Here is a 23,446-nt window from a genome sequence, read left to right as displayed (position 1 = left end):
GTCTTGGAAAGTGGGGCAGCCGTGAATAGTCAAAAAAACTATATAGAAGGGAAGATTTTAGAGTTAGCCACTTCAAAATGGCTTTTTCAAAACCTAAAGTTTGCTGGGGAAAGGATCTCTCCAGATCAACGCAAGTATTTAGATTTTACCCTGATGCAGGTTTTTGTAGAGAGCAACTCGATATCAGTTCTGGGAGCTTTCTATAAGAATCAAATTTTTCAAGGCGAATATCAAAGCGCTCACGAGGCGGCCGCTTTGGTGTTCGACCATCTTCGCTACGTTGATACCAACTATCAACGTCTGCAAATGGCACCAGAAGACTACGTGAAAAAATCCTTTTTCAAAAAAGTCTTCGAGCGCCTGGCGAAATAATCCTAAACAATGTTTTTAAGCCAGAAGATCAACGCCATCTCTGCAAAATATTGATGGCGGCGATCTTTCATATTCGCCGTTTTATAAGGTGTGGTGATGATGTCTTTGATGATCTTTCCTTTGTGTTGAAAAATCACTTCGCAATGATGCTCATCGCGAGTTCTAATTTCCAGATTTAACTCTGCACTTAAGGCAGTGTTTCTAGTTTTAGAAATGCTCCACGTTTTATTAGTCATGAAATCGCGTAAGACCGGCATCAGTCGGTTTACTAAAAACTGACCCGTCACTTCATCGACTAAATTTAAACTTTTAATTGGCTTTAGGTGAACTGCTAAAAGTTCTGCGATATCGGCGCCATCGCGGGTGATGCAGCAATAGTTTAAGGCTTCAGTAAGTTTTTGAATCGCAGGCAATAATTCCTGCTCTTGGGATTTATAGTAGGAAAATTTCACTTCCACGTACGGCAGGTGCACGCGATAGCCTATTTCGCCAGGAACATCTTTTAAAATTTCTTCCACCATAATAGCGATGTCAGATTCACCAACCCCCAGGGTATCCCAGGTACGCGTGATGTATGGATCAAGGTGCTTGGTGTTTTCAATAAGCCAGTCGTGAATGTTCGCATCCCACACGGCTTCAATCTCTCGCGGCGGGCCGGGCAACACGAATAATTTTTTACCATGACCATCAGCGAAGAAGGCATTGGCGGTCCCCTGGCTATTAACTAGAACTTTGGATCCTTTTGGAAAATAGCACTGCTGCTTTTGGATTTCTTTAACGGTGTAGCCGCGGGAAGTAAGACGGTCAGTCACATGTTTCCAAGACATTTCATCAAATTCCAAAGGCACACCCAACCATTCAGTGACGATGTCTCTAGTGAAATCGTCAGAGGTGGGCCCAAGGCCGCCAGTTAAAAAAAGCACGTCACTGTGGGAAGCGCAAAAATCAATTCCTTCGCGCATCAGTTTTTTTTCATCAGGCACCACAAGATGGGTGGATGTGGTCAGCCCCAGTTTTTTAAGTTTTTTAGAGATCCAAGAAGCGTTTTTGTTAACGATTTGACCATCAACTAATTCAGTACCAATTCCAAGAACAGAGGCTTTCATTTCCGAATTTTCTCCAATAGTTCTTGAACCGTAGACTAGGGCGTTCCAATTGCGCTATGCGCGTCGCATTATAGGGCTCAAAACCTTGCCCGAGAGTCAGACTCTCAATAGATTCACCCATTCTGATACCTGCGTAATTAAAGGAGACTCTACCCATGTCTTTCAACTGGAAAGAATTTGATCTTTACAACCCAACACCTGAACACGCCATGCTTCGTGAAACGGTGAAATCTTTCACTGAATCTGAAATCGAACCACAAGCGCACGAATATGACCGTTCAGAAAAATTCAATCTTCAGCTTTTCAAAAAAGTCGGGGAGTTGGGGCTTCTAGGTATCACAGTTCCAGAACAATTCGGCGGAGCTGGAATGGATGCGACAGCAGCAGCCATCGTTCATGAAGAGATGTCAGCTTCTGATCCTGGTTTTGCTTTGGCTTACCTTGCGCACTCTATGCTTTGCGTGAACAACATCGCAGTTAACGGCAGTGATGAACAACGTCACCGTATCTTGCCGAAACTTTGCTCTGGCGAATGGGTTGGTTCAATGGCGATGTCTGAGCCTGCTATCGGAACAGACGTTCTGGGCATGCAAACTAAAGCTGTAAAAAAAGGCGACGAGTACATCATCAACGGTCGCAAAATGTGGATCACAAACGGCACTATTGATGAAAACAACACTCCTTGTGACCTGGTTCTAGTTTACGCTAAAACGGGCGAAAAAAACGGCCGTACTCAGGTTTCTACTTTCCTAGTTGAAAAAGAACACAAAGGTTTCGAAGTTGGTCAAAAGATCAAAGACAAATTAGGAATGCGCGGTTCAAACACAGCTGAGCTTGTGTTCCAAGATTGCCACGTTCCTGCGTCTGCTTTAGTAGGCCAAGAGGGTGATTCTATGTTGCACATGATGCGCAACCTTGAAATCGAGCGCCTAACTTTGGCAGCTATGAGCTTAGGTATTGCTCGTCGTTCAATTGAAATAATGAATAAGTACGCTGTAGACCGTGAAGCTTTCGGTAAATCTTTAAACCACTTCGGTCAAATTCAACGCTACATCGCTGATAGCTATGCTGAATACAAAGCTGCACGTGCTTACGTTTACGAAACAGCTCGCCGCATGGATCTTAATCATGAAGGCAATCGTTTGGATTCAGATGGCGTTAAACTTGTTGCTACAACAATGGGTAAAAACGTTGCTGACCGCGCAATCCAAGTATTGGGTGGTTACGGTTATGTTGGTGAATACACGGTTGAAAGACTTTGGAGAGATGCAAAGCTTCTTGAAATCGGTGGCGGTACTATTGAAGCCCACCAAAAGAATATCACTCGCGACTTAGCTCGCAGTCCTGAAGCTTTATACAAGTAAGAGGTTCTATGTTCCCCCATGGTCCCGAGTTAGACATCAACGCCAATTTAAAAGTTCACTATAAATTGGTTCTAGAAAAAATCGGGCCTTTGTTAACTGAGGAACGCCGTAAAAAAATCGAACGAGTCGTGTCGTTACGCAACTTCGACACGGCCGTGGTTCTTGAAAGCATTTATGATCGTGGCAATGTGTCTGCGGTGATGAGAAGTGCCGAGGGCCTAGGTTTTGGCAATTTTCATGTCATTGAAACCCAAGAAAAGTTTAAAGAATCAGCCCGAGTTACTCAAGGTGCTGACAAATGGGTGGAAGTAAAAAAGTGGAAAGCCACCACCGACTGCGTGAAGGCCTTAAAAGCCCAAGGTTATAAAATTTGTGTGACTCACTTGGATGAAAAGTCCAAACCTCTTCATGAAATCGATTTCACTGGCAAAGTGGCATTGGTTTTAGGAAATGAAAAGGATGGCGTTTCAAAAGAAATGATCGAAGCTGCTGATGAACGTATCATCATTCCAATGACGGGCTTTGTGCAAAGTTTTAACATTTCCGTGGCAGGTGCCTTAAGCCTTTACCACATCTCCCAAGACCGCCTTAAAAAGCTAGGAACAAATGCTTCTTTGACAGAAGAAGAGCAGGGGATCTTGCAGGCTCATTACTTTATGAGAACCCAAGATTCAGCCGTTCAGTACCTAGAAGAGCTCTTTAGTCGCGGTTCCCTGAAAGCCTAATCCTGGTTGTTTATAGTCTTAAATTCCTCTAGGCTCTTATTAAGGAGCCTACGATGAAAAAGACAGCCTTGCTTTTACCTCTATTCGTTATCGTTGGATGTACCGGAAAACCTGTTTCGCCTTATAAGGAAGAAAGGAAGGTTTCTCCTTCCTCATCTTTTTTTATGACGAAGCCCCAACCGACTTCGCCTGTGGAACTGGTTTTTGATGATAAGTACGCTGGTCCAAAACCCGTTAACTTCCGTCAGAATAAAGACCTTAAGATGTCAGGCAGTGCGACTTTAAATCCTCGTTCGTTTAAAGAGATCGCTAAAACACCGAAAAAGATGAAAACCCCTTTGTACGTGTTCGATCTTCGTCAAGAATCCCACGGTTTGATCAATGATAAGCCAGTGACTTGGGCTGCGGATCGCGATTGGGCCATAGCTGATCTAAACCATGACGAATCTGTGCGTAGGGAAAGACGTCTGTTGGGTGATCTGGGAGTTGGTGAAACTATAGCTAGTGAAAAAATCAAAAGTATTGAAACCGAAGAAAGCATGGTTCGCAGTGCGGGTCATCAGTATGTAAGACTGATTGTCACTGACCACGTTCGTCCGGTGGATGCAGAAGTCGATCGTTTTATTGATGAACTTAATGCGCTTCCTGATAATGCATGGATTCATTTTCACTGCAGGGCAGGTAAGGGTCGCACCACAACCTTCATGATCATGTACGACATGCTGATCAATGCAAAACACTTAAGTTTTGAGGAAATCGTCGAACGTAATAAAAAGCTAAGCAATGATTTTGATGTGCTTGCTGTCGGTGATCCTAAAGAATGGAAGTATCCATTCGCTGTGGAACGTGCGGAGTTTATCAGAAATTTCTATGAATACGCCAAGGCCCATCCCCGCGGGGAAGGAATGCTTTGGTCGCAATGGGTGGTGGTTAAATGAAATGGTTAAGTATTATCGTTTTATCGTTGGTTCTTGCATCTTGTGCGCACAAGGAAAAGTCTGAAGTTCTTGGCATTGGGACGAAGGCGCCAGCTAAGAAGTCAGAACAGTCTGTTGCTGCGCCAGCCGCGCCAAAGCAAATTGAAGTGGACGCGAATGATCAAAAGGCGTTGGATAAGATGACTAAAGCTGTTGAAAAATACGTGATTAAAAAAGACATCAAACAATTTAATAAACTTTGTAAGGACAAACGCTTTGATTGCTTTGTGAATGAAAAACCATTCCCGAAAAACAAAAAAGCCATTGCGCGTTCGGTGCCGCCATTTGCTAGCGGCAGTAAGATGGGCTTGCACGGTGAAGAACGCGTGCAAGTTCGCTATGACTTTTACCCTTAGCTTTTTCTTAAGATAATTGATTTCATCAAGGGCTCCTGATCTGGGAGCTCAAAGTCCAAGCCTTGTGACGGCGCTGGCAGAATCGTAAACGAGAATTCTTTTTTAAGTTTCGCTAGTCTTAAATGCAAATCTCCAGAATTCCATTTTTCATAGTTCGTACAGAAAAGTAGAAGCCCATTTTTTTCTAGGCAGTACAAACAATTGATAAGAAGCTCATCGAAGTTTTTGCTGATGGAAAAAACACCGCTTTTAGAGCGACCAAAGGAAGGCGGATCACAAACAATCAAGCCAAATTTTCTTTTGCGGCGGATAGTGCCTTTTAAGAACAACAAACAGTCATTCACCCAGAATTCATACTTATCATCTTCAGGATCAAGACCGTTGATTTGAAAATTGTTCTTGCTCCAGTCAATAAAGTTTTGTGAAACATCGACAGTGCATACTTCAGCCGCGCCGCTTAAAGCTGAAACGACGCTAAAGCCGCTGGTATAAGAAAATAAATTTAGAACTCTGCGGTCCTGGGCATGGTTAGCCACCCACAGGCGGTTTTCACGTTGATCTAAGAACAAACCCGGAGACAAACCTGTGTCACAGCGCAAATCATAACTCACACCATTTTCTTTAGCTGTCCAGCGTGGGTGGGTGTTGCCGATATTCCAAAGAATTTCTGCGTTCGGATCATCTCCACGATTTAGCATCTTACGAATGAATATTTTTTTATGACAACGCTTTGCTAATTTTTCAAAGCGCAGAAGATCTTGAACCGTCGGGTCGGATTCTTTGTACCAATAGACCCAAAGATATTCGCCGTATTGATCAATTCTGTAAGTATCTAATTCACGGTGGCTGACGCGCAAAGATTCATCGCGAAGCTCACTGCATTTAAAAAGTCTTTCACGGCGTTGCATTGCTTCCGCAATAACCAAGTCTTCACCAGAACCATAATCTTCCTGGGCCCACACTGGCATAGTGGTTTCGAAAAATACTTTTTCGCCTTTTAATTCAAAGCCTAAAGAAAGTGAATGCAGGCACAGTCGAAAAAAAGGACTGCCGCCATGTTCTTCGTCGCCTAAGATTGCAATGCCGTTAGCTTCTGCATGCAAACGGATTTGATGGGGCTTGCCAGAGTGCGGAACTGCTTCCCAAAGTTCATTGTCGCCAACGGTCTTTAGCCAACGAAATGAAGTCTTAGAGTTAGCCTCTTGGGATTTAGTGCTGACAAAGGCATTTTTTTCTTTGCTGATATGGGACTCATAGGAAAAATCTTTTTGCGATTTTTTCTTATCAGTCAGGAACAGGTACTTCTTAGCGACTTTGTGTTGTTCAAAGGCTTGGGTTAACTCTGCCGCAATTTCAGAACTTGTTGGGAATACTAAAGCACCCGAAGTCGCTTTATCCAAACGATGCACGGGATAAAGCTTGCGATCCAATTCCTCTTCATACACTTCAACGCAACCTCTTTTCCCATGCTCTGGGGAGTGGGTATTTAGGCCCGCGATCTTGTCAATAAAGATGCAGCCCGCTAGCTCGGTGTATTGAAGCTTAATCTTCCGTGTCATCCGACGAGTATATTCCGGTTTTCATTGAGGGTCACCGAGAGATTCGCTAGAAATGACAAGTAGTCCTGTTAGGAGGTACTTGTGAAAAAAATCGTACTGCTGTTCTTGGTTCTTGCTCCGTTCATGGTGGGTTGTGGAATTCAATCTTTGCCACAAAATAAAAATGCCACTGAAGCAGCATTGGCCGAAGTGAACAACCAATACAAACGTCGGGCTGATTTGATTCCGAATCTTGTGAATGTAGTTAAAGGTTACGCAAAACACGAAGAGTCTACTTTGACTGCGGTGATCGAAGCCCGTGCTAAAGCAACTTCAATGCAAATTGATCCATCTAAAGTAACACCAGAGCAATTGGCAAAATTCCAACAAGCTCAATCAGGTGTTTCACAAGCATTGGGTCGTTTGATGGTTGTTGCTGAACAATATCCAAACTTAAAGGCCGATCAAAATTTCCGCGACTTGCAAGCGCAACTTGAAGGCACAGAAAATCGCATTACGATTGCTCGTCAAAGATACATTGAGTCGATTAACAACTTTAATAATCTTGTGACTGTTCCGCCGACAAGCTGGACAAACTCATTAGTTTATCATTTCGAAAAAATGCCTCAGTGGGATATGACAGCCGAAGAAAAAGCAACAGCTGAAAAACCACCAGAAGTGAAATTCTAAGAATGCGCAATATAGCTCTTTCGCTTTTCATTTTAATCTTGGGCTTTGGGTTCATTTCTGAAGCCAAGTTTGAAGTGCCGGCCTTGTCGGGTCCGGTGATTGATGAAGTGGGATTAATGTCGCGCGATGATCGCCAGGAACTGATGCAGCTTCTTTATGATTTCAATCGCCGAGGAAAAGCTCAGGTTCAGGTTTTTATTGTTAAAGACCTGCAAGGGCTTCCGATTGAACAAGCTTCGATTGAAATCACGGATCAATGGAAATTAGGGGATGAAAAAAAGGACAACGGTGTTCTATTTCTTATCGCGCCTAATGATCGTTCGATGCGCATTGAAGTCGGCCAAGGTTTAGAAGGAGCTATTCCTGACATTTACGCCAAACGTATTATCAGTGATCAAGTCATTCCTCTGTTTCGTTCAAAAAGATACTCTGCCGGCGTTGTTCTTGGCGTTCATGAAATCTTAAGACTTGCTGACAAAGAGTTTGCTGATGAAAAACAACTGACTAGTGAAGCTCCAGCTTCAAATGGTGGTGGGGATCTGCCGATTGGTTTAATCATCGGTATCTTAATCATCATTTCTGTTCTTGGTCGCTTTGGCGGTGGAGGCCGCAGAGGTTTCCGCGGCGGTTACGGGGGCTTTGGTGGATTCGGTGGAGGCGGCGGCTTCGGCGGTGGCGGGGGCGGTTGGTCTGGCGGCGGTGGCGGCTTTTCAGGCGGCGGCGCTTCCGGTAATTGGTAAACACGGCGGGCGAATGAAAAGGGCCCATCTGACTGCGTTGTGCGGTTCTGTCTTGCTCTCCGACGTACCCTACGGGTACGCCTCCGTGGCAGACAGAATCCTCCGCCTTGCATATGGACCCTTTTGATTCGCCTGGTTTTTGAGTAGGAATGTCTTCGAACTGGAGAAGCAAGATGACGTGGATTAATAAGTATCTCACTAATGACGAGATGAAAAAAATTGAAGAGACAATTTCTCGTGTGGAAGAGGAAACTTCTGGGGAGATTGTTCCTGTCATCGTGAAACGCTCATCTGCTATCGGCCATGTCCCTTTGGTCTTAACTTTGATTCTAACGTTAGTATTTGTACTGGCTGAGATTCCCTATAGTGACTGGCTGTGGGTCACTCCTTGGGTTTGGATGTGGTTTCCTGTACTTATAGTTATCTATGGGGTTTCCTTTTTCTTAGCGAAGCTTCACTGGTTTCAGAAAGTTTTTGTTTCTGAGGCCGATGAGATTGCGCAAGTCCATCAGCGGGCGCAGTTGGAATTTTATTCCAATAAAATTCATCGTACTGAAGCGGGGACTGGGGTGTTGATTTTTGTTTCGGTCATGGAAAAGAAGGCTGTGATTTTAGCTGATGAAGCTATTTCTGGTAAGCTTCCGCCGGACACTTGGAATAATCTATTGAAGGATTTAAGAGCCAGTTTGCACGATGGTCACTGGCACGCAGCCTTCACCAAAGCTATTGAAACATGCGGGCAACACCTTAAGACGCACTTTCCCATCGCAGAAACTCGCAAAAATCAGCTAAAGAATCACCTGGTTGTGAAGGAATAGGGCAGAGCTTCTTGCTTTTCCCTTTCCTTCCAGGATAGTGTTATTACTCATTGGATAGAACGCTTGGCTCATAGCCAAGCGGCCTATCCATTTGCAGTCGTAGTTCAATGGATAGAGCACTTGGCTTCGAACCAAGGGGTTGCAGGTTCGAGTCCTGCCGACTGCACCACTCTTTTCTTTCTTCGTTTCTTTTAATTCTGTTTATGTGGACTCTTGCTCCGGCAGGACGCCGGCACAACTGCCAACAGCACCATTTTTTGTATTTCTATCAAATATTAAATTCGATTCGTTCCGCACGGGCATCTTATCTAAACTAGCTATGTTATGGCGGAGAGCCCCTTATGATTAACGAGTCCAAGAGCGTTCTGACAGTCGGAGATATTGAAGTTTCTAAGTGGCTTAATGCTGCCGAGGGTTTTGAATTACCTTCAAATAAAGTTGTCGCTATCCATGCTTTTCAGATGCTGTGTCCTGGGTGTGTGATGCATGGGATTCCCCAGGCGCAAAAGCTTCACGCTAGTTTTAGTGAAGAGCATGTTGCGGTGATAGGGCTTCATACGGTTTTTGAACATCACGATGCAATGACTGAAGTTGCGCTTAAAGCTTTTTTGTATGAGTTCCGTGTTGGATTTCCTGTTGGCATTGATGTGCCACTGGGAGATGGCATTCCTAAAACGATGCAGAGGTTTCAAATGCAGGGGACGCCAAGTTGGCTTATCTTTGATCGTAAAGGAAATCTTCAAATTCATGTGTTTGGGCAGCTTGAAGACATTACTTTGGGTGCTGAAGTTGCGCGGCTTGCGCTTGAAGGAATGCCTTCAGATATACCCCTTCACAAAAAGTTACGATAGGTGATCTCTGCCTGCTGTTGACGAAAAAAACTAACGTGTTAGGCTTCACGAAATGAAATCCAAAGCTCTTCTGCTTATTCTTACTTTCATTGGTTTTATTAGTCTTGGTCTTCCGGATGCGGTGAATGGGATTGTTTGGCCGTCTGTGACTGGTACTTTTGGTATTCCGGTAAGTCACTTGGGTTTTGTGCTTTTGTTTTTCTCAGTGGGTTATTTAAGCTCCTGCATTTCGACTGGCAAAATTTTACGATTCTTTGGTGTGGGTGGATTGCTTGCTGTTAGTTGTTTTTGCGTGATCTTAAGTTTGTTTGGATTTGCGACGGCACCTTCTTTTGGTTTTTATCTAGCAAGTGCTTTAGTAGCGGGGCTTGGTGCAGGTGCGATTGATACCGGGCTAAACGCTTTTGCTTCCAGGACTTTTTCAGCAAAGCATATGAGCTGGCTGCATGCGTGTTGGGGAATTGGTGCTACTTCTGGGGCATTGGTGGCGACAGCGGTTCTATCATCAGGTCAGTCATGGAGACTGGTTCCCGCTACCATTGCTTTAATACTTGTTCCTATCACGGTTACTTTCGCTTACAAGCGCAAGCTTTGGAATAGTGACCATCCGGCTAGTGCCACCGAAACAAAAGAACTTCCGGAAGTAAAAATCACTGAAGCACTAACTCATCCAACAGTGATATTTCAGGCGCTTATATTCTTTGTCTATGTTGGAGTAGAATCCATAACAGGCTCTTGGGCATTTACCATCCTTACTCAAGATAGAGCCATGAGCGCAGGCGCTGCAGGAACATTAGTGAGTTGTTATTGGGGATCATTAACAGTGGGCAGATTCCTGCTAGGTCATATCGTCGAAAAAATCGGTGTTCGCTATTTACTGTTAATTTCAATTTCTACGGCTCTTATTGGCGGACTGCTATTTATCCTGGCTGACAATGCGATTTTAAGCGGAATCAGTTTATTGATTTTAGGATTTTCCCTCGCACCTATTTATCCTTCAATGATGTCACAGACCCCTTTAAGGCTTGCGCATCTTTCTGATATCACCGTCGGAATTCAAGCGGGCGCCGCACTTGTGGGGCAAGTGAGTTTGCCAAGTTTAGCGGGATATTTTCTGAAGAACCATGGCTTCAACACCGTCTATACATTCCTTGCAATCGCGATGGTGTTTTTATGGTTCTTAATCATCTCACTTTTTCGTAAACCGCTGCCACAGCAATAGCGATAGCAAAGTTTTATAAAATGTCTAAAGAGTTGTCGCCTCTCAAGGCGATACTTGTCTTGCGCGCGAAATCGCTTTTCGGGTGCCAATGGATTATTATGTTAACAGATGGAAAGTGCACGTGGGCTGAATAATCTATCGATGAAGGAGTATCTGTATGATGAAGCCATGTGTTTTTAGGGATATCAAGATTGTTACGAGTGCGTTGTTCGTGGCTGCGCTCGTCGGGTGTATACAGGGACAGGATGGGACCTCTGCTTCTACCGCGCAAAACACGAATTCGCAGTTTTCTGCAACGTCGAACAAGGTTTACTTTGATGATGCAACTGTGGATCAGTTAATTCCCCACAAAGTAGCATGCCCCGCAGAAGAGCTAGATTCTGAGCGCGAAAAAATTTGCATTCAGGTCTGTCATATCCCGTCAGGTGATATGGAGAAAGCTCACAACAAAGTACTTCCTCTGGGAGCTACTTATGCCCACATTGGTCACGGAGACTTCTTAGGCCTTTGTGATGGTACGACAGATCAAGCACCAGTAGATGAAACTCCAGTAGAGGAGACTCCTGCTGTTGATGAGACTCCAGTTGAAGAAACTCCAATAGATGAAACACCAGTCACTGATGGCGAAGAAGGCATTCCAATGTTCTGTCAGCCCTACTATGAAATCGATCGCGATTGCGACGGCTTCAATGACGAAACGGGTTCACCATATCTATAACCATTTTTAGGAATTTAAAGCGGGGACCTTCGGGTCCTTTGCTTTTTTAGTGTTTAGCTTCTTCTTTTGTCAGAAGCGCTATTGTCGCAAGGATGCACGCGGTTCCGATCCAATCAAAGAGTCCAAATGTGACGTTAAGCCAAATCACAGCGATGATCGCTGCGGATAAAGGTTCTGCGCAAGCAAGCAGGCTTGCCTTCGTCGCTCCAATTATTTTTATCGACAACAGATACGAATAAAACGCCACCGTAGTTCCAAAAATAATGATCGCAGCGGTGAAAAGGTAACTCTTCATATCCCATACGCCTGGCACGGCCAGTGGTGAATTGATTAAACTAAATGCCACGCCTCCAATAAGCATGCCCCAACCGACGACAATTTTGGCATCGTATCTTTCCATAAGACGAATCGGCAGGATTGAATAGACTGCTAACGCGACGGCAGAGCTTATTCCCCAGAATAATGCTTCGTTACTCATCGATAGGCTTTCAATACTTCCATGCGTAACGATAAGAAAAGTTCCAAATAGCGCCAAAAATATGGCGATAAGCTCTTTAGGAATAGGAATTCTTTTTTCTTTTACCGAGTAATAACAAGCAATAAACACCGGGCCTAAATACTGCAGAATTGTAGCCGTCGCTGCATTTGAATGTTTAATCGCTGCGAAATAAGTGTATTGAACGGCGAGCATTCCAAGAATTCCAAAGGCGATCAGTTCAAATGCATCTCGTTTATTCTTCCACGGTGCAATGACTTGGGCTTTGGTGTTCCATAATGGATAACTTAAAAGAATAACTCCAGACACTAAAAGTCTTATCGTTACTAGCCACTCTGCCGTGACACTTCTTTGTTCAAATAAGAACTGAGCAAGTGTGCCAGAGATACCCCACATCAATGCCGCTAAGAATGCCAGTGAATAACCAGTAAATTTTGAGGAGTCTTTTTTAGAAGCCATCGTTAAATACTATGAGTGGCGACAGGGGAAAATTCAAACGATTATAAGGCAGGAATAAGGGGAGCCTAAAAAAGGCTCCCACATCTTTTAGTGATGAAGGTATGTTGGTGGCTCGTTGCGGTTTTCTCTTGGTGGTACGTAAGGGTATTCCTTTTCGTATCGGTCCTGAAGGATGGCCTGTTCTTTACTCATCATAACGCCCACTTTATGTTCAGAAACCATTTTCCATCCATAAAAGCCCGCGCACAGCAAAGTGAGTGTCCCTAAGCCAGTTAAGGCAATCGGCGTTGCTACGCTGTCTGCTCCAAGGTTCCAGCTGCCTCTGATAACAATGGCGTTGATCGCAAAAAGACCCAAGGTAATTAGATTCAATGTCATATGGATCATTCCATCTTTTTTGGCGATGGTGTTGTTAGGAATACCCACAGACCAATCAATGAAGCCCGGGATCGCAGCTAAAAAGGCCATGCCAACGCCGGCGTAGTTACAGAAGTAAGCAAGGTTGTACCAGAAGATATCGGCGCTAGCTGTGGCGTAAACAACGAAGCCGACGAAAGTTAAAAGATAAAGTGTGATAGGGAAGGCGACTAACATTGGATGTATCGGATGATCGCCAATCTTGGCTTTGCTATACATTAGGCACTCCTTTTTTAATTTGGTGAATGCCCTTAAGTTTTCCAGCAAATTTCTAAAAAAACTTTTTTTTGCCCGTCATCAGTGTCCGACCATGTTGTCTGCCACCTTAAGGATGCGCGCACCGTTGGCTGGCAGAAACAAAAAAAAGCCAGTCATGTTTAGACTGGCTTTTTTCTGCTTTCAAACTTTCTATAAGAAACTAGAAAGAATGACGGTAGTACAACATGAAGATCGGATCGATTTTTCCGTTATCGATGTTTTTTCTGTTGTAGTTAACGTAGTTCATAAGATCGCCGTAGGCTTGTTGCACGCGGAAACCGATTCTCCATGATCTTTTTCCCAATGAAAGATCGATGTACGGTGTGCCTTCGTGTCCATCTTGGTGAAGTTTGCTTTCATGGCCAATCTCTGCTCTGTAAGTTAAAGAATCAGGATTTGCTTGGCACCACAATGTGCCGCCCACGTTGGCTGCGGCATAGCTTGCGCCTTCGATAGTAGAACCGCGGCCGCCAGTTTCAGCAAAACCACGCACACGGCAGACGTTTTTAGCAAATAGGTATTCTTTAGCCACACCCACCATCAAACCCATGATGAAACCATCGCGAGTTTTTTCGCCATCACTTGTATAGATCGGAGTTTTAGTTTGGCCAGGTTTCAAACTATTCACAATATCATGGAATTTTTCTTGGTGAGTCGCACCGTGGAAAAAGCCACCTGGATTATCAGATTTAAGTTGGTGCCAACCAGCTTCTGCTTTCCAGTAGAAAGTTTGCGCGCGAGCGTTGTCGATATTATCCAAAACAAATTTTAAAACTGTTTCAGTAGTAAAGTTTTGCGCCACTTCACGACCACCGTCTTCCAATTGTTTCGCTGTGCCATTGATTGGTTGAGTGTAAAGATCTGAAGAGTAAGAGAACGTTAGATAGTGACCTGAAGGTAAAAAGCCACCAATCGCGATATTGGCGCCATGGGTGTGACCATGGTCATCAGTATCTGCGCCAACAGCCAACGGATTTAAAACGTTGTAGTCGTTTGAGACTGCGAAATAAAGAGTGATACCACGAGGACGATCAAAAGTTTCGCCAGGCAAAAACTTTCTGTACATTTCAGGAACGTCGCGAACGTCGTTAAAGTGAATACGGATGATGCCATGAAGACCTTCAACAGGGCTTGATGGAGTAGGTGCTTTATAACTAAAAGGTCCAGGCGCAAGAATGTCTTTTTGTTTCTGAATTTCAGCTGGATCTTGATAAATCCAAAAACCTTCTGGTGCTGTTTCTGCTGATGCAAGACAAGTCATCAACATCGTCGCTAGAACAAGAACTGCGCGCTTAACCATTTACTTCCCCTCGTGTAAATTTTGCCTGTGGTAGGCCAGGGGGAGCTAAACTACAAGTATTTACTCTAACATTTCAAAGAAAGTAGGCATGCGCTACAGCAATCGCACGAAGATTCCGCGAACGTTCACATCGTTCCACCAAAGACGGCGAGCGGCGAATGAAAAGCGCCCATCTGACTGCGTTGTGCGGTCTTTCGCTTCACTTCGACGTAGCGCTGCTACGCCTGCGTTTCGCGAAAGATCCTCCGCCTTGCATATGGACACTTTTGATTCGCCTTAGACGTTACTTGCGTTTGAAAACTATTGGAATCCATTCTGTGGCGCCGTCTTCGCCAGTTGGAAGTGGGCGGAGCAAAGTCAGTTCGTTTGAGTTGCACGTGTATTTCATCGGGCCTTCTGCGGCTAAGTCTTGGAAGTGTGAATACGGTTGTTCTGATTCTGCAACACCCTGTGGGAATTCCACGCGGATTTTGATGTTGTATTCATCGCCGATGTCTGAAAAACACAGTTCACCTTTTTTCGGGTGTTTAGCGATGGCATCCGTTGTTCCGTCTAAGGAAACGCTGGCTTTGATATCGCCGTGGTCGTCGTCGTGAAGAATTACTGCAGCCGTGAAGCCAGTTTGGGTGAAGTTAAAGCGCTGAGTTCCGGTGATCATCAGATCATATCCACCTGATGATTGCACGACGGTGAATTTCTTGTCCTGGAAAATTCGTCTGAACATATTGTCGATGGATTTTGGATCGATTTTGTAGTTGCCATAAAGGCATGGATCGAATTGTTCCGCATCAATGCACTTGCATTCAGTTTTTTGTGATTTGATTCTTACTTTAAAGTTTTCGGGAACGCCTGAATCATTTTGACCGGCATAAGAAGAAAGCATATTTACGAAATGCGTGTTCTTCTTGCACGAAGTATCAATCGCATAAGGCCAGTTTGGGAATAGCTGCCCCCACATGCCGGCACCAGAGTTACGGAAAGAAATAGGATTGTTGTAACTTTCAGTTAGATTTTCAATATAGGTGATCGATTGCGCTGGCACTTTTAGTTCAGTCACTTGCATAGTTAAAGGTGCAAGGTCCCATTCCAAAACATCTTCACCTTCTTCAATGTCTTCTTCTTCGGGCTCGCCAATGACAGAAGTCACAATGTGCTTCCCATTAAAATCTAAAATGCGACTGCTGGTGATTTCTTCAGCGAAGGTATGCCAAAGAAGATTCATTGAAGGAGTATCTAAAACAGCCTTGGCTTGATCATCTGAAGTCCCAGAAATGGGCATATCCTTAATCAGGCTGATCACGCCCTGTAAACCCAACCAAGATTGAGAAACGGATTGAAAGAACAAATACGCTGCATAAGGCTCTTTTTGTTCGACCAAGTTATCATCAAAGCTGTAGGAAGCATTCCAATAAGATTCTTGATTATTAGAAGGATAAACCAAATTACTAAACCAAACAGCCGTACCTTCAGACCACCAAGAACGAATCGCTTTTGGTACATTCATCTTCTCTTGCCATACTAAATCCTGGACACAGTGAAAGATTTCGTGGGCAAGTTCCTGTTTCTGATAATCCGGTGATTCTTTACGAAGATTTGCAGCATAAACGATGATCGGGCACAGTTCGCCCTCTTGGGCGTGACCGATTTGCACTTTCGCGATTTCAGTGTCTTCGGGTGGGTGATCCGTTAAAATAAAATTTAAGCCCGTGAATCTTAAACGCGGATAAAGTTCCGGGTTCACGCGAACGATGGTGTTGTAAACATCATGAAAAACTTGTGTTGCGCGATAAGCAAATTGCAAATCTTCCGGATGTTGAGGGAAGTCCTTCGTGTATTGATATATATGAACTGGAACCCCGCTGACGTCGAATTTCTTTTCAAGCTTGCAGTCAAGTCCCGCCGGGAAGCGAGGATCAGCATGGCCTTTAACGTAAAGCTCTTTGCAGTTATAACCCCATGCACAGAAACCGAATAATAAAACGAATGTCAGAAGACTGAAAAATTTCATGTTTTTCCCCGATTAATAATCCGCCCGTTACATAAGCTTTCGTAAGAAGAGTGACAAGCAAACTCCTGCGAAATGGCTGCATTTTTGGAATAAGTTTTTGTAATGTTTTATCCTTGACCTAATAGCCCCTAAAAAATCACCATGAGTAAAACCTTCAAGGATGGAGCCAGGCTTGTTTAAACAAATTTTCCTTTGCGGGAGTATTCTATTATCTCTTTCAACAGCCACAGCCTTCAAAGACCGCGGCCTTTATTTAGGAGTCGGCTTCTATTCACAAAATGCCTTTAACCGCACCGTCAATAGTGCTACCGGGTCTACTGGATTATTCGGAACTTCAAGTTATCCTATTTATCTTAAACAAGATTGGTCTTTGAACTCGAACTGGTTTATCAGTCCGCAGCTTTCTTATACTTTGATACCCCGGGATTCCACCGACGGGGCAGCGAAGAACACCCTGACTCACATCAACGTGGCCTTTGGCCAAAATTTTTCTGATGACTGGGAATGGTCGGTAGCACCAGGAATTTTACGTCATGATATCAAAGGTAATGGTGGCTCTAAGCAGCTGAACAATGGCAATGGTTATTCGACTTTTGCACTACCTGGGCGTGCTGTCGCGATTCATTCTTTCACGGTTACTGCGGGGGTCGCCTATGAACTTACGAAAGGTCGCCTGGCATTTGATCTTATTTTTGAAAACTTCTTAAGCTCAGACAAACGGTCGCAAAACTTTTTTCTTAGTTACGCTTATTTGTTCGGAGGATTCTAATGAAACCTGTGTTAGGTCTTTTTTTATTACTTTTGACTCCCTCTGCGCAGGCTTTCACCTTGATGCTTTCAAGCAACTCGAACATGTATGGCTGGGCTAGCAGCAATGTTAAGTTGGATGTCAATACGGCCAATTGCCCTGCAGGTATCGATGTGCCGGGAATTATTTCTGAAGCAGCGGAAGTGTGGAACAATGTGCCCACCAGCAACGTCAAAGTCAGCTACGGTACAAGCACAACAAGTACCACTTATGGAAATCCCACCACGGTTTACTGCGATACAAATTTTCCCGGAGATCAAGATAGCATTCCCGGTGCGGCTTCCATTCAAACCATCGGAGGTGTGATTTCTGGTGGTGCTTTGATTTTAAATGCATCATCCGGGGCTGCGAACATCGCCACCTTTGATCGCGAAAAGCTATTAATTATTTTGGCCCACGAAATCGGCCATATTCTGGGCCTTGGGCATTCCGGAGATTCAACCGCACTGATGTATTACGATGCGACCTTAAAAACATCCTTGGGCCTAGCGCAAGACGATATGGACGGAATGAGTTACTTATACCCTAAAGATGAACTTTCAGGTGATCCCATCATGGGCTGTGGCTTAGTAAAACAAAACCCACCTACAAATGGTTCAACCATGTGGTGGGCCTGTTTGGCGTTGTTATTACCGTTATTAATCTATAGCAAATTGCGCTTTAAGCTTTCACAGACAAGAAGTTAAAAAACGCGGCAACTGAATCAAGCAGTCCTGCAAGGAATCGACGAGGGTTCGTCGGGGCATAGCCCTTTCCCCCGGGTACTAAAGTTTCAAAGTGAAGGTGGGGACCCGTCCCGATTCCAGAGCTTCCTGAAAGAGCGATCAACTGTCCTTGATCAAGCTTCGATCCATTTTTCACTTTAAACTGAGACAGATGGGCGTACTTGGTTTCAAGTTTTGCAGCAGGATGCACAACGATAATGTAATGACCGTAGCCTTTGATTTTTTTACCACGCTTTTCAGTACGGATCGCAAGAACTTTACCAGGCAATACGCTGACGACTTCTGTTCCGTCGGCGGCACGTAAATCAATCCCTTTGTGCATGCGTTTACGTTTTAATACCGGATGTCTGCGCGGGCCAAATTCACTGGTCGCCTTTAAGCAACCCACTGAGCAATCTTTTAAGGGGCTAATAAGCGCCGTCGCTGTCACTAAGTCTACAGTCGGCTCGTTAAAACGAATGTCGCGAATTCTTTGCACTAAAGCTGAAAGTAAACCGCTGTCACCCTTTTTTTGGAACTGTTTAAACGAAGCGATTGTCGCTTCATGGTTGCTTTCTAAGGCTTCAAGCTCGCTTAGTTTTGAAATAGAAAAACAGAAATCAGTGCGATCGGCATCTTCAAGTTCACGTAAGTCTTCATCATTGATGTCCACGATACGTGCACCGCACACCCAGCCTCTAGCGGGCGTCACGGCCTGGGATTTTCCTGGTGGAACAAAGGGATAGCGAATGCGGTGAGGTTCGTTTTTATCAAGCTCCACAGTTCTTTCCAGAAGTTGCATGTCGATAGCGATAATGGATTCTTCTGGTAAAGCCATAGCAGGGACTAAAGCACGAATGCCAGCTCCTAAATCTTGAGGAAGGAAAACGTAAGTCTGCCTTTTAACTTCAAGATATAAAGTAGAGGCCTCATCAGCAGGGGAGGCGACAGCCGAAGTGGCTGAGAAAACTAATACGCTTCCTAAAACAGCTAAGATTACGTGCTTCATAAGTGTCCTCCAATTTCTCTCCGTCCTGTCCTTTTTGCGAAGAGCACGCCACTGCTTTTTGACCCTAAAATCGACTGTATTTCTTCTTATGTCCCAGAGAGGGAAAAAATGATATACAGAGCCAGAATTTGTCACCACTTTGACCGAAGCCCATACATATCATTTTGCACCGAACAAATATTAAGGAGCCTTTTATTCCCTAAAAAGACGTGTTACCTTGGATCATTGATTTATCGAATGAAAATTGAAGGAATAAAATGAAGACGAAAAAAGAAATTGTAGATAACTGGCTGCCTCGTTACACAGGGGTCCCACTTTCAGAATTTGGCCAGTACATCTTGCTTACGAATTTTAGTAATTACGTAAAAATGTTTGCAGAAAGATTCGATGTGCCTGTGATGGGCCAAGACAAACCGATGCAAACGGCGACTGCTGAAAACATCACGATTATGAATTTCGGTATGGGCAGTGCTCTTGCCGCTACTTGTATGGATCTTTTAACCGCTATCAATCCTAAAGCAGCCTTGTTTTTAGGTAAATGCGGCGGCTTAAAAAAGAAAAACCAACTGGGTGACTTTATTCTTCCGATCGCTGCCATCCGGGGTGAGGGAACAAGTAACGAATACCTTCCTGAAGAAATCCCAGCATTGCCTTCATTCCGTTTACAGAAAGCTGTTTCATCGATGATCGCCAAACATCAGTGCGATTATTGGACGGGGACCGTGTACACCACGAACCGCCGTGTGTGGGAACATGATGAAACTTTCAAGGATTATTTGGTAAAAACCCGCGCCATGGCTGTGGATATGGAAACAGCGACGATCTTCGTAACAGGTTTCGTTAATGAAATCCCGCGCGGTGCCTTGTTGCTAGTGTCAGACAATCCGATGATTCCTGAAGGTGTAAAAACAGAAGAAAGTGATAAACGAGTCACTGCGAATTTTGTAGATAAGCATCTAAGCATCGGCATTGACGCTCTTCGTGAGCTTCGTGATTCCGGTGAATCCGTGAAACATTTGCGCTGGGATTGATTTCCCACACGTCATTTGCACATTTATTTCAAATCACTTACAGGTCGCTTAGTTTAATAAAAAACGAAAGGCGACCTGTATGGCTCAGTGGCTCTTAGTTCTCTTATTTGTTTTCTCTGCGACACCTGGTTTTTCTCAACTGCCCCGGCCTTTGCCTGATAATCCCAGCGAGGGGGACCCTTATCCACCGGCGCCTCCGGCTCCCGCACCTCGTCCGCCAGATGATAAAAATCGCCCTAAGGAACGTTATAGTTATTCAATCGGCGAGGGGGACACCGGTCGCTTTAAAGCTCGTCGCAATGCCTTTTATACGCGTCCTGATTTCAATCAGGTCACCCAGATTCGTATCGTGGGTTTACAAAACAATATCGAAATCAAGCAGGTCCTTATTCATTATGCCGATTATGGATCGGTCTTTAGTGACGAGGTTCTGCCGGGCGAATTAAAAGAAGGATACACCCGCGTTGCGGTGTTTGATGGACGTCCGGTTCACTCTATTGAAGTGGTTGCTTCGGCCTCAAGATTTTGGAAGAAGCTGGGTAATTTTAGGGTTGATATTGTGGTGGAAAAATAAACAAGTTCGATCCTGAAAATCTGTCTAAAGTGTTTCCATGAAATTTATTTCTGTGGCAAAGCGATGGGTTTTTTCGGCAGGGAAAAAATGCATTTTCCCTCTGAAAAACCACGAAATTTCATAGCGTTTTTTTGCATGATTTGATCCGGGCAAAATTTACATCTTCTTCGATCCAAAGTAACATATTGTGTCATTTTGAAAACTGCGATATAACTGTGCCCACTTTGAATCACTATCTTTATTGATGCACTTTTTGGGGAGGCTCGCTTTGATCAATCCAGGCAACGGTACGCAAGTGGAAGAAATCGATTCTGACTTAGACTTGGACTTAGAAAACGAAAAAGAGATGAAAAAAACGTCTGCCTTTGAAGCAGACATGGATGACTCAGAAGTTGAAGCTGTTTTAGCGACAATGCCTGGCAACCTTCTTATGGAAGGTGAAGAAGACGATCTAAACCTTGATGAAATTGAAAACATCTTAGAGTTGAACGACCAAGGTTATCCAAAATTCACTTTGGCTAAAAACAAAGCTCGTTTCTTAAGAATGGTGAGCTGGTATCGCGGTAAAGAAGAGTGGATCGAAGTAGCTCCTCTTTCTGGCGTAACAAAACTATTCAAACAACAAACGAAAGAATTAGAAGGCATCCGTTCTTCTAAACTTGATTATGAAATGGAACTTGAAACAGGAACTTTGACTCCTTCTCAACGTTCATACCGTCGTGACGAACTTAAGATGTGTAAAGTTCAAGAAAAAATGGCAGTACACCTGATCTCTAAGCTACAAGTTAAGATCAAATCTGGTCGCCGCTAAAAGAGTCTGTCCGCTGTAGCTCCGCAGGAGCGAAAATGGAAACACGAAAGAGCCGAGTTAATAACTCGGCTTTTTCTTTTTGCGGACAACTGCAGAAACTGTCCTTGAAGCATTCCTATTACATCGCGCTAATTTCTTAAAAAGAAACTGTAATTTTATTCTAAGTGTTATAAACGCAGTCTCATTTAGGAGACATAATGAAAGCGTTTTTAGTTTTGGTTCTTTTATTCTGCAGTCATTCCTTTGCCGAAAGCAATACTGCGAAATCTTGTGAAGTGATCCATCCCCAAGGGTTGGTGTGGGGTGCGCCGGCACAATATTCATGGTCTGGCGGCTGTATTAGTGGCAAGGCCCACGGATATGGTTGGTATAAGTTTTCTTTGGCTAATGATGGTTATGCGAATTCTACGGTTGAACTTTTAACCGAATTCAAAAACGGCGTTGAACAAAATAATTACTACTATGTGAAAATGCTGACGGACGATGCGGTGACTTTTGAAGGTTATGCGCAGTTTGGCGGATTTCAAGTTGATGAAAAATCTTGCCTGCAATCGCCTGCGTGCGCGCAAGTTCAAGACGTCGTGAAAAATGGAGTTCGTCCACCACTTCCTCCTGCACCTCCGGCTCCTCCAGCAGATCCAAATCCAGAAGTTCCTGAAACACCTGAAACTCCAGAAGAGCCTGAAGACGGTGATGATTGGGAATACGGCAGATACAAGAAAGGCAAAAACTGCTTAGGACAAGCCGATAACTCGGGCGAGCAGGGCGGCGGAGATCTTAGTGATTTAAAAGCGGAGTTCCCCCATGCTGTTCGTCGCGCGACAGAATGTCTGTTTCACCTTGTAGATACTGAGCACGATGGCAGTTCCTATAAAAAACAAACGATCCTAGATTCAATGAATCAATTTTCAAATTATTTCCCGGTCTATGTTCGTCATATATGTCAAAGAAATCGTGTGGTCCAATACACTTGTGAAGAAGACCAGTATTCAATGGCATTAAATGTGTTGGGTTACGTTTACTACTATGGATACAGTGTCACTGAGCTACTTAAAAATTATCACGACAATTATCGGCCTTTAGGTGAACAGTGCGAAAACGCCAGCAGCAATGGCGAGTTTAACAACTGCTGGGGTGCCCAAATTCAAAAGCTTGTGAATTTCATCGCCAAGAACCATCCCAACGGTGCCAAAAATGGATCGGTTGCTTTTGATGCTTTAGCAAGCGCCTTGGCCCATGCAACTGCGGGCGGCGGGTCGGCCTACACTGCAGATTATTTGGATCTGTATGAGCACCTCATGTGGTTTGTATTAGATGTTTCTAAAACAAATTATTAGTCGTTCTAAGCCGGGGTGCCCCCGGCTTTTTCCTTCGGACCCCGTGTTGTTAGTCAAAATTATCTTACTTCCATTTCGGATGCGCAGTTCTAATTGAAAACCAATTAGCTTGGGGTCGTTTTTTAGTTTACGCTTTTTTCACGGAATTAGTTTTCACGTTGAAAGGGTTCGTATGGCTAAGAAAAAAGATCAGCAAAAAGAAGCATCGTCTAAATCACAGATGTCTAAGACTCACATGAATATTGATATTGGTATTAAAGAAGGGGATCGCAAAAAGATTGCTGAAGGGCTTTCTCGTTTGTTGGCTGATTCTTATACTCTTTATCTTAAAACTCATAACTTTCACTGGAACGTAACTGGGCCGCAGTTTCAGACTTTGCATGTGATGTTTGAAGGTCAATACACTGAGCTTTCTGCAGCTGTAGATTTAATTGCCGAACGCATCCGTTCTTTGGGGATGCCGGCTCCAGGAACTTATAAAGAGTTTTCTAAGCTTACTTCCATTGAAGAACCCGACGGTGTGCCTTCAGCTACTGAAATGATTCAACAACTTGTTGAAGGCCAAGAGGCTGTGGTGCGCACCGCCCGCTCTATTTTCCCTGTTGTTGAAAAAGCAGGTGATGAAGCTAGCGCTGATCTTCTTACTCAGCGTATGCAGCTTCACGAAAAGACGGCGTGGATGCTTCGTTCTCTTCTTGAATAGATTCGATTTGAGGTCTTGCTTTTCTGTTTCAAAAAAGCAAGGCCTTCTTTTTCC

General features: G+C 44.1%; 25 protein-coding genes and 1 tRNA gene. 19 read left to right on the top strand and 7 right to left on the bottom strand.

Features of this window, described 5'->3' with window-relative positions:
* Positions 1–21 precede the first annotated feature (21 nt).
* Positions 22–372, top strand: a complete 351-nt coding sequence (locus tag MNR06_RS06955; RefSeq protein ID WP_243540468.1) for a hypothetical protein — start codon at positions 22–24, stop codon at positions 370–372.
* 2 nt (positions 373–374) lie between these two features.
* Here MNR06_RS06955 and MNR06_RS06950 read toward each other — a convergent pair whose 3' ends face one another.
* The gene (locus MNR06_RS06950; RefSeq protein ID WP_243540466.1) at positions 375–1,478 is read right to left on the bottom strand and encodes a competence/damage-inducible protein A; all 1,104 of its coding nucleotides are present in this window, start codon (positions 1,476–1,478) and stop codon (positions 375–377) included.
* 155 nt (positions 1,479–1,633) lie between these two features.
* Between MNR06_RS06950 and MNR06_RS06945 the strand changes: the two genes are divergently transcribed.
* Genes MNR06_RS06945 through MNR06_RS06930 form a run of 4 tightly spaced genes read left to right on the top strand, consistent with a single transcriptional unit; the run spans position 1,634 to position 4,900 of the window.
* Positions 1,634–2,842, top strand: coding sequence for an acyl-CoA dehydrogenase family protein (locus MNR06_RS06945; RefSeq protein WP_243540463.1), 1,209 nt, complete (start codon positions 1,634–1,636; stop codon positions 2,840–2,842).
* An 8-nt stretch (positions 2,843–2,850) separates the two neighbouring features.
* Positions 2,851–3,567 (top strand): TrmH family RNA methyltransferase, encoded by a 717-nt coding sequence (locus MNR06_RS06940; protein WP_243540460.1) that lies wholly within the window; start codon positions 2,851–2,853, stop codon positions 3,565–3,567.
* A 53-nt stretch (positions 3,568–3,620) separates the two neighbouring features.
* Positions 3,621–4,505, top strand: coding sequence for a phosphatase domain-containing protein (locus MNR06_RS06935; RefSeq protein ID WP_243540457.1), 885 nt, complete (start codon positions 3,621–3,623; stop codon positions 4,503–4,505).
* Complete coding sequence (locus MNR06_RS06930; protein WP_243540455.1) at positions 4,502–4,900, top strand: hypothetical protein; 399 nt, start codon at positions 4,502–4,504, stop codon at positions 4,898–4,900. Before MNR06_RS06935 ends, MNR06_RS06930 begins: the two co-directional genes overlap by 4 nt.
* On the opposite strand, the gene MNR06_RS06925 is transcribed toward MNR06_RS06930, so the two are convergent.
* Positions 4,897–6,459 carry a class I SAM-dependent methyltransferase gene (locus tag MNR06_RS06925; protein ID WP_243540453.1) on the bottom strand — a complete coding sequence of 521 codons (1,563 nt, stop codon included), beginning with the start codon at positions 6,457–6,459 and terminating at the stop codon, positions 4,897–4,899. The two genes, MNR06_RS06930 and MNR06_RS06925, sit on opposite strands and share 4 nt — an antisense overlap.
* Positions 6,460–6,582: 123 nt before the next feature.
* Between MNR06_RS06925 and MNR06_RS06920 the strand changes: the two genes are divergently transcribed.
* From MNR06_RS06920 to MNR06_RS06890, 7 genes are all read left to right on the top strand, one after another.
* Positions 6,583–7,128: a LemA family protein gene (locus MNR06_RS06920; protein WP_407933211.1), complete on the top strand. Its 546-nt coding sequence runs from the start codon at positions 6,583–6,585 to the stop codon at positions 7,126–7,128.
* Positions 7,129–7,130: 2 nt separating this feature from the next.
* Positions 7,131–7,868: a TPM domain-containing protein gene (locus MNR06_RS06915; protein WP_243540448.1), complete on the top strand. Its 738-nt coding sequence runs from the start codon at positions 7,131–7,133 to the stop codon at positions 7,866–7,868.
* Positions 7,869–8,041: 173 nt separating this feature from the next.
* Entirely contained in the window at positions 8,042–8,686 is a 645-nt protein-coding gene (locus MNR06_RS06910) for a TPM domain-containing protein (protein ID WP_243540442.1), read from the top strand.
* 93 nt (positions 8,687–8,779) lie between these two features.
* Positions 8,780–8,855, top strand: a tRNA-Arg gene (locus MNR06_RS06905).
* A gap of 172 nt (positions 8,856–9,027) precedes the next feature.
* Positions 9,028–9,537 carry a TlpA disulfide reductase family protein gene (locus MNR06_RS06900; protein ID WP_243540434.1) on the top strand — a complete coding sequence of 170 codons (510 nt, stop codon included), beginning with the start codon at positions 9,028–9,030 and terminating at the stop codon, positions 9,535–9,537.
* 52 nt (positions 9,538–9,589) lie between these two features.
* Positions 9,590–10,759, top strand: a complete 1,170-nt coding sequence (locus tag MNR06_RS06895; RefSeq protein ID WP_243540433.1) for an MFS transporter — start codon at positions 9,590–9,592, stop codon at positions 10,757–10,759.
* Positions 10,760–10,916: 157 nt separating this feature from the next.
* Positions 10,917–11,477: a hypothetical protein gene (locus tag MNR06_RS06890; protein WP_243540431.1), complete on the top strand. Its 561-nt coding sequence runs from the start codon at positions 10,917–10,919 to the stop codon at positions 11,475–11,477.
* A 46-nt stretch (positions 11,478–11,523) separates the two neighbouring features.
* On the opposite strand, the gene MNR06_RS06885 is transcribed toward MNR06_RS06890, so the two are convergent.
* The 4 genes from MNR06_RS06885 to MNR06_RS06870 all read right to left on the bottom strand — a co-directional run bounded on the left by MNR06_RS06885 (position 11,524) and on the right by MNR06_RS06870 (position 16,415).
* On the bottom strand, positions 11,524–12,432 hold the full coding sequence (locus MNR06_RS06885; protein ID WP_243540426.1) for a DMT family transporter: 909 nt from the start codon (positions 12,430–12,432) through the stop codon (positions 11,524–11,526).
* A gap of 87 nt (positions 12,433–12,519) precedes the next feature.
* Positions 12,520–13,068: a DUF2231 domain-containing protein gene (locus tag MNR06_RS06880; protein ID WP_243540424.1), complete on the bottom strand. Its 549-nt coding sequence runs from the start codon at positions 13,066–13,068 to the stop codon at positions 12,520–12,522.
* 199 nt (positions 13,069–13,267) lie between these two features.
* Positions 13,268–14,407 (bottom strand): hypothetical protein, encoded by a 1,140-nt coding sequence (locus MNR06_RS06875; protein WP_243540421.1) that lies wholly within the window; start codon positions 14,405–14,407, stop codon positions 13,268–13,270.
* 283 nt (positions 14,408–14,690) lie between these two features.
* The gene (locus MNR06_RS06870; RefSeq protein ID WP_243540418.1) at positions 14,691–16,415 is read right to left on the bottom strand and encodes a hypothetical protein; all 1,725 of its coding nucleotides are present in this window, start codon (positions 16,413–16,415) and stop codon (positions 14,691–14,693) included.
* A gap of 172 nt (positions 16,416–16,587) precedes the next feature.
* On the opposite strand from MNR06_RS06870, the gene MNR06_RS06865 reads away from it, so the two are divergent.
* Positions 16,588–17,184 (top strand): hypothetical protein, encoded by a 597-nt coding sequence (locus MNR06_RS06865; RefSeq protein WP_243540416.1) that lies wholly within the window; start codon positions 16,588–16,590, stop codon positions 17,182–17,184.
* Positions 17,184–17,909, top strand: a complete 726-nt coding sequence (locus MNR06_RS06860; protein ID WP_243540415.1) for a matrixin family metalloprotease — start codon at positions 17,184–17,186, stop codon at positions 17,907–17,909. Before MNR06_RS06865 ends, MNR06_RS06860 begins: the two co-directional genes overlap by 1 nt.
* On the opposite strand, the gene MNR06_RS06855 is transcribed toward MNR06_RS06860, so the two are convergent.
* Positions 17,884–18,936, bottom strand: a complete 1,053-nt coding sequence (locus tag MNR06_RS06855; protein WP_243540413.1) for a M23 family metallopeptidase — start codon at positions 18,934–18,936, stop codon at positions 17,884–17,886. The two genes, MNR06_RS06860 and MNR06_RS06855, sit on opposite strands and share 26 nt — an antisense overlap.
* 257 nt (positions 18,937–19,193) lie before the next feature.
* Here MNR06_RS06855 and MNR06_RS06850 point away from each other — a divergent pair, with 257 nt between their 5' ends.
* The 5 genes from MNR06_RS06850 (at position 19,194) to MNR06_RS06830 (ending at position 23,392) form a co-directional block, all read left to right on the top strand.
* The gene (locus tag MNR06_RS06850) at positions 19,194–19,967 is read left to right on the top strand and encodes an AMP nucleosidase (protein WP_243540412.1); all 774 of its coding nucleotides are present in this window, start codon (positions 19,194–19,196) and stop codon (positions 19,965–19,967) included.
* Positions 19,968–20,046: 79 nt separating this feature from the next.
* On the top strand, positions 20,047–20,541 hold the full coding sequence (locus MNR06_RS06845) for a hypothetical protein (RefSeq protein ID WP_243540408.1): 495 nt from the start codon (positions 20,047–20,049) through the stop codon (positions 20,539–20,541).
* Positions 20,542–20,809: 268 nt separating this feature from the next.
* Positions 20,810–21,352: a hypothetical protein gene (locus MNR06_RS06840; RefSeq protein WP_243540406.1), complete on the top strand. Its 543-nt coding sequence runs from the start codon at positions 20,810–20,812 to the stop codon at positions 21,350–21,352.
* Positions 21,353–21,549: 197 nt separating this feature from the next.
* Positions 21,550–22,689: a hypothetical protein gene (locus tag MNR06_RS06835; RefSeq protein WP_243540404.1), complete on the top strand. Its 1,140-nt coding sequence runs from the start codon at positions 21,550–21,552 to the stop codon at positions 22,687–22,689.
* Positions 22,690–22,909: 220 nt separating this feature from the next.
* The gene (locus tag MNR06_RS06830) at positions 22,910–23,392 is read left to right on the top strand and encodes a Dps family protein (RefSeq protein WP_243540783.1); all 483 of its coding nucleotides are present in this window, start codon (positions 22,910–22,912) and stop codon (positions 23,390–23,392) included.
* Positions 23,393–23,446: the final 54 nt, after the last annotated feature.

Source organism: Bdellovibrio reynosensis (assembly GCF_022814725.1).
Taxonomy (GTDB): domain Bacteria; phylum Bdellovibrionota; class Bdellovibrionia; order Bdellovibrionales; family Bdellovibrionaceae; genus Bdellovibrio; species Bdellovibrio reynosensis.
The sequence above is the reverse complement of the archived record's forward strand: the minus strand, read 5'-3'. Positions and strand labels throughout refer to the sequence as shown.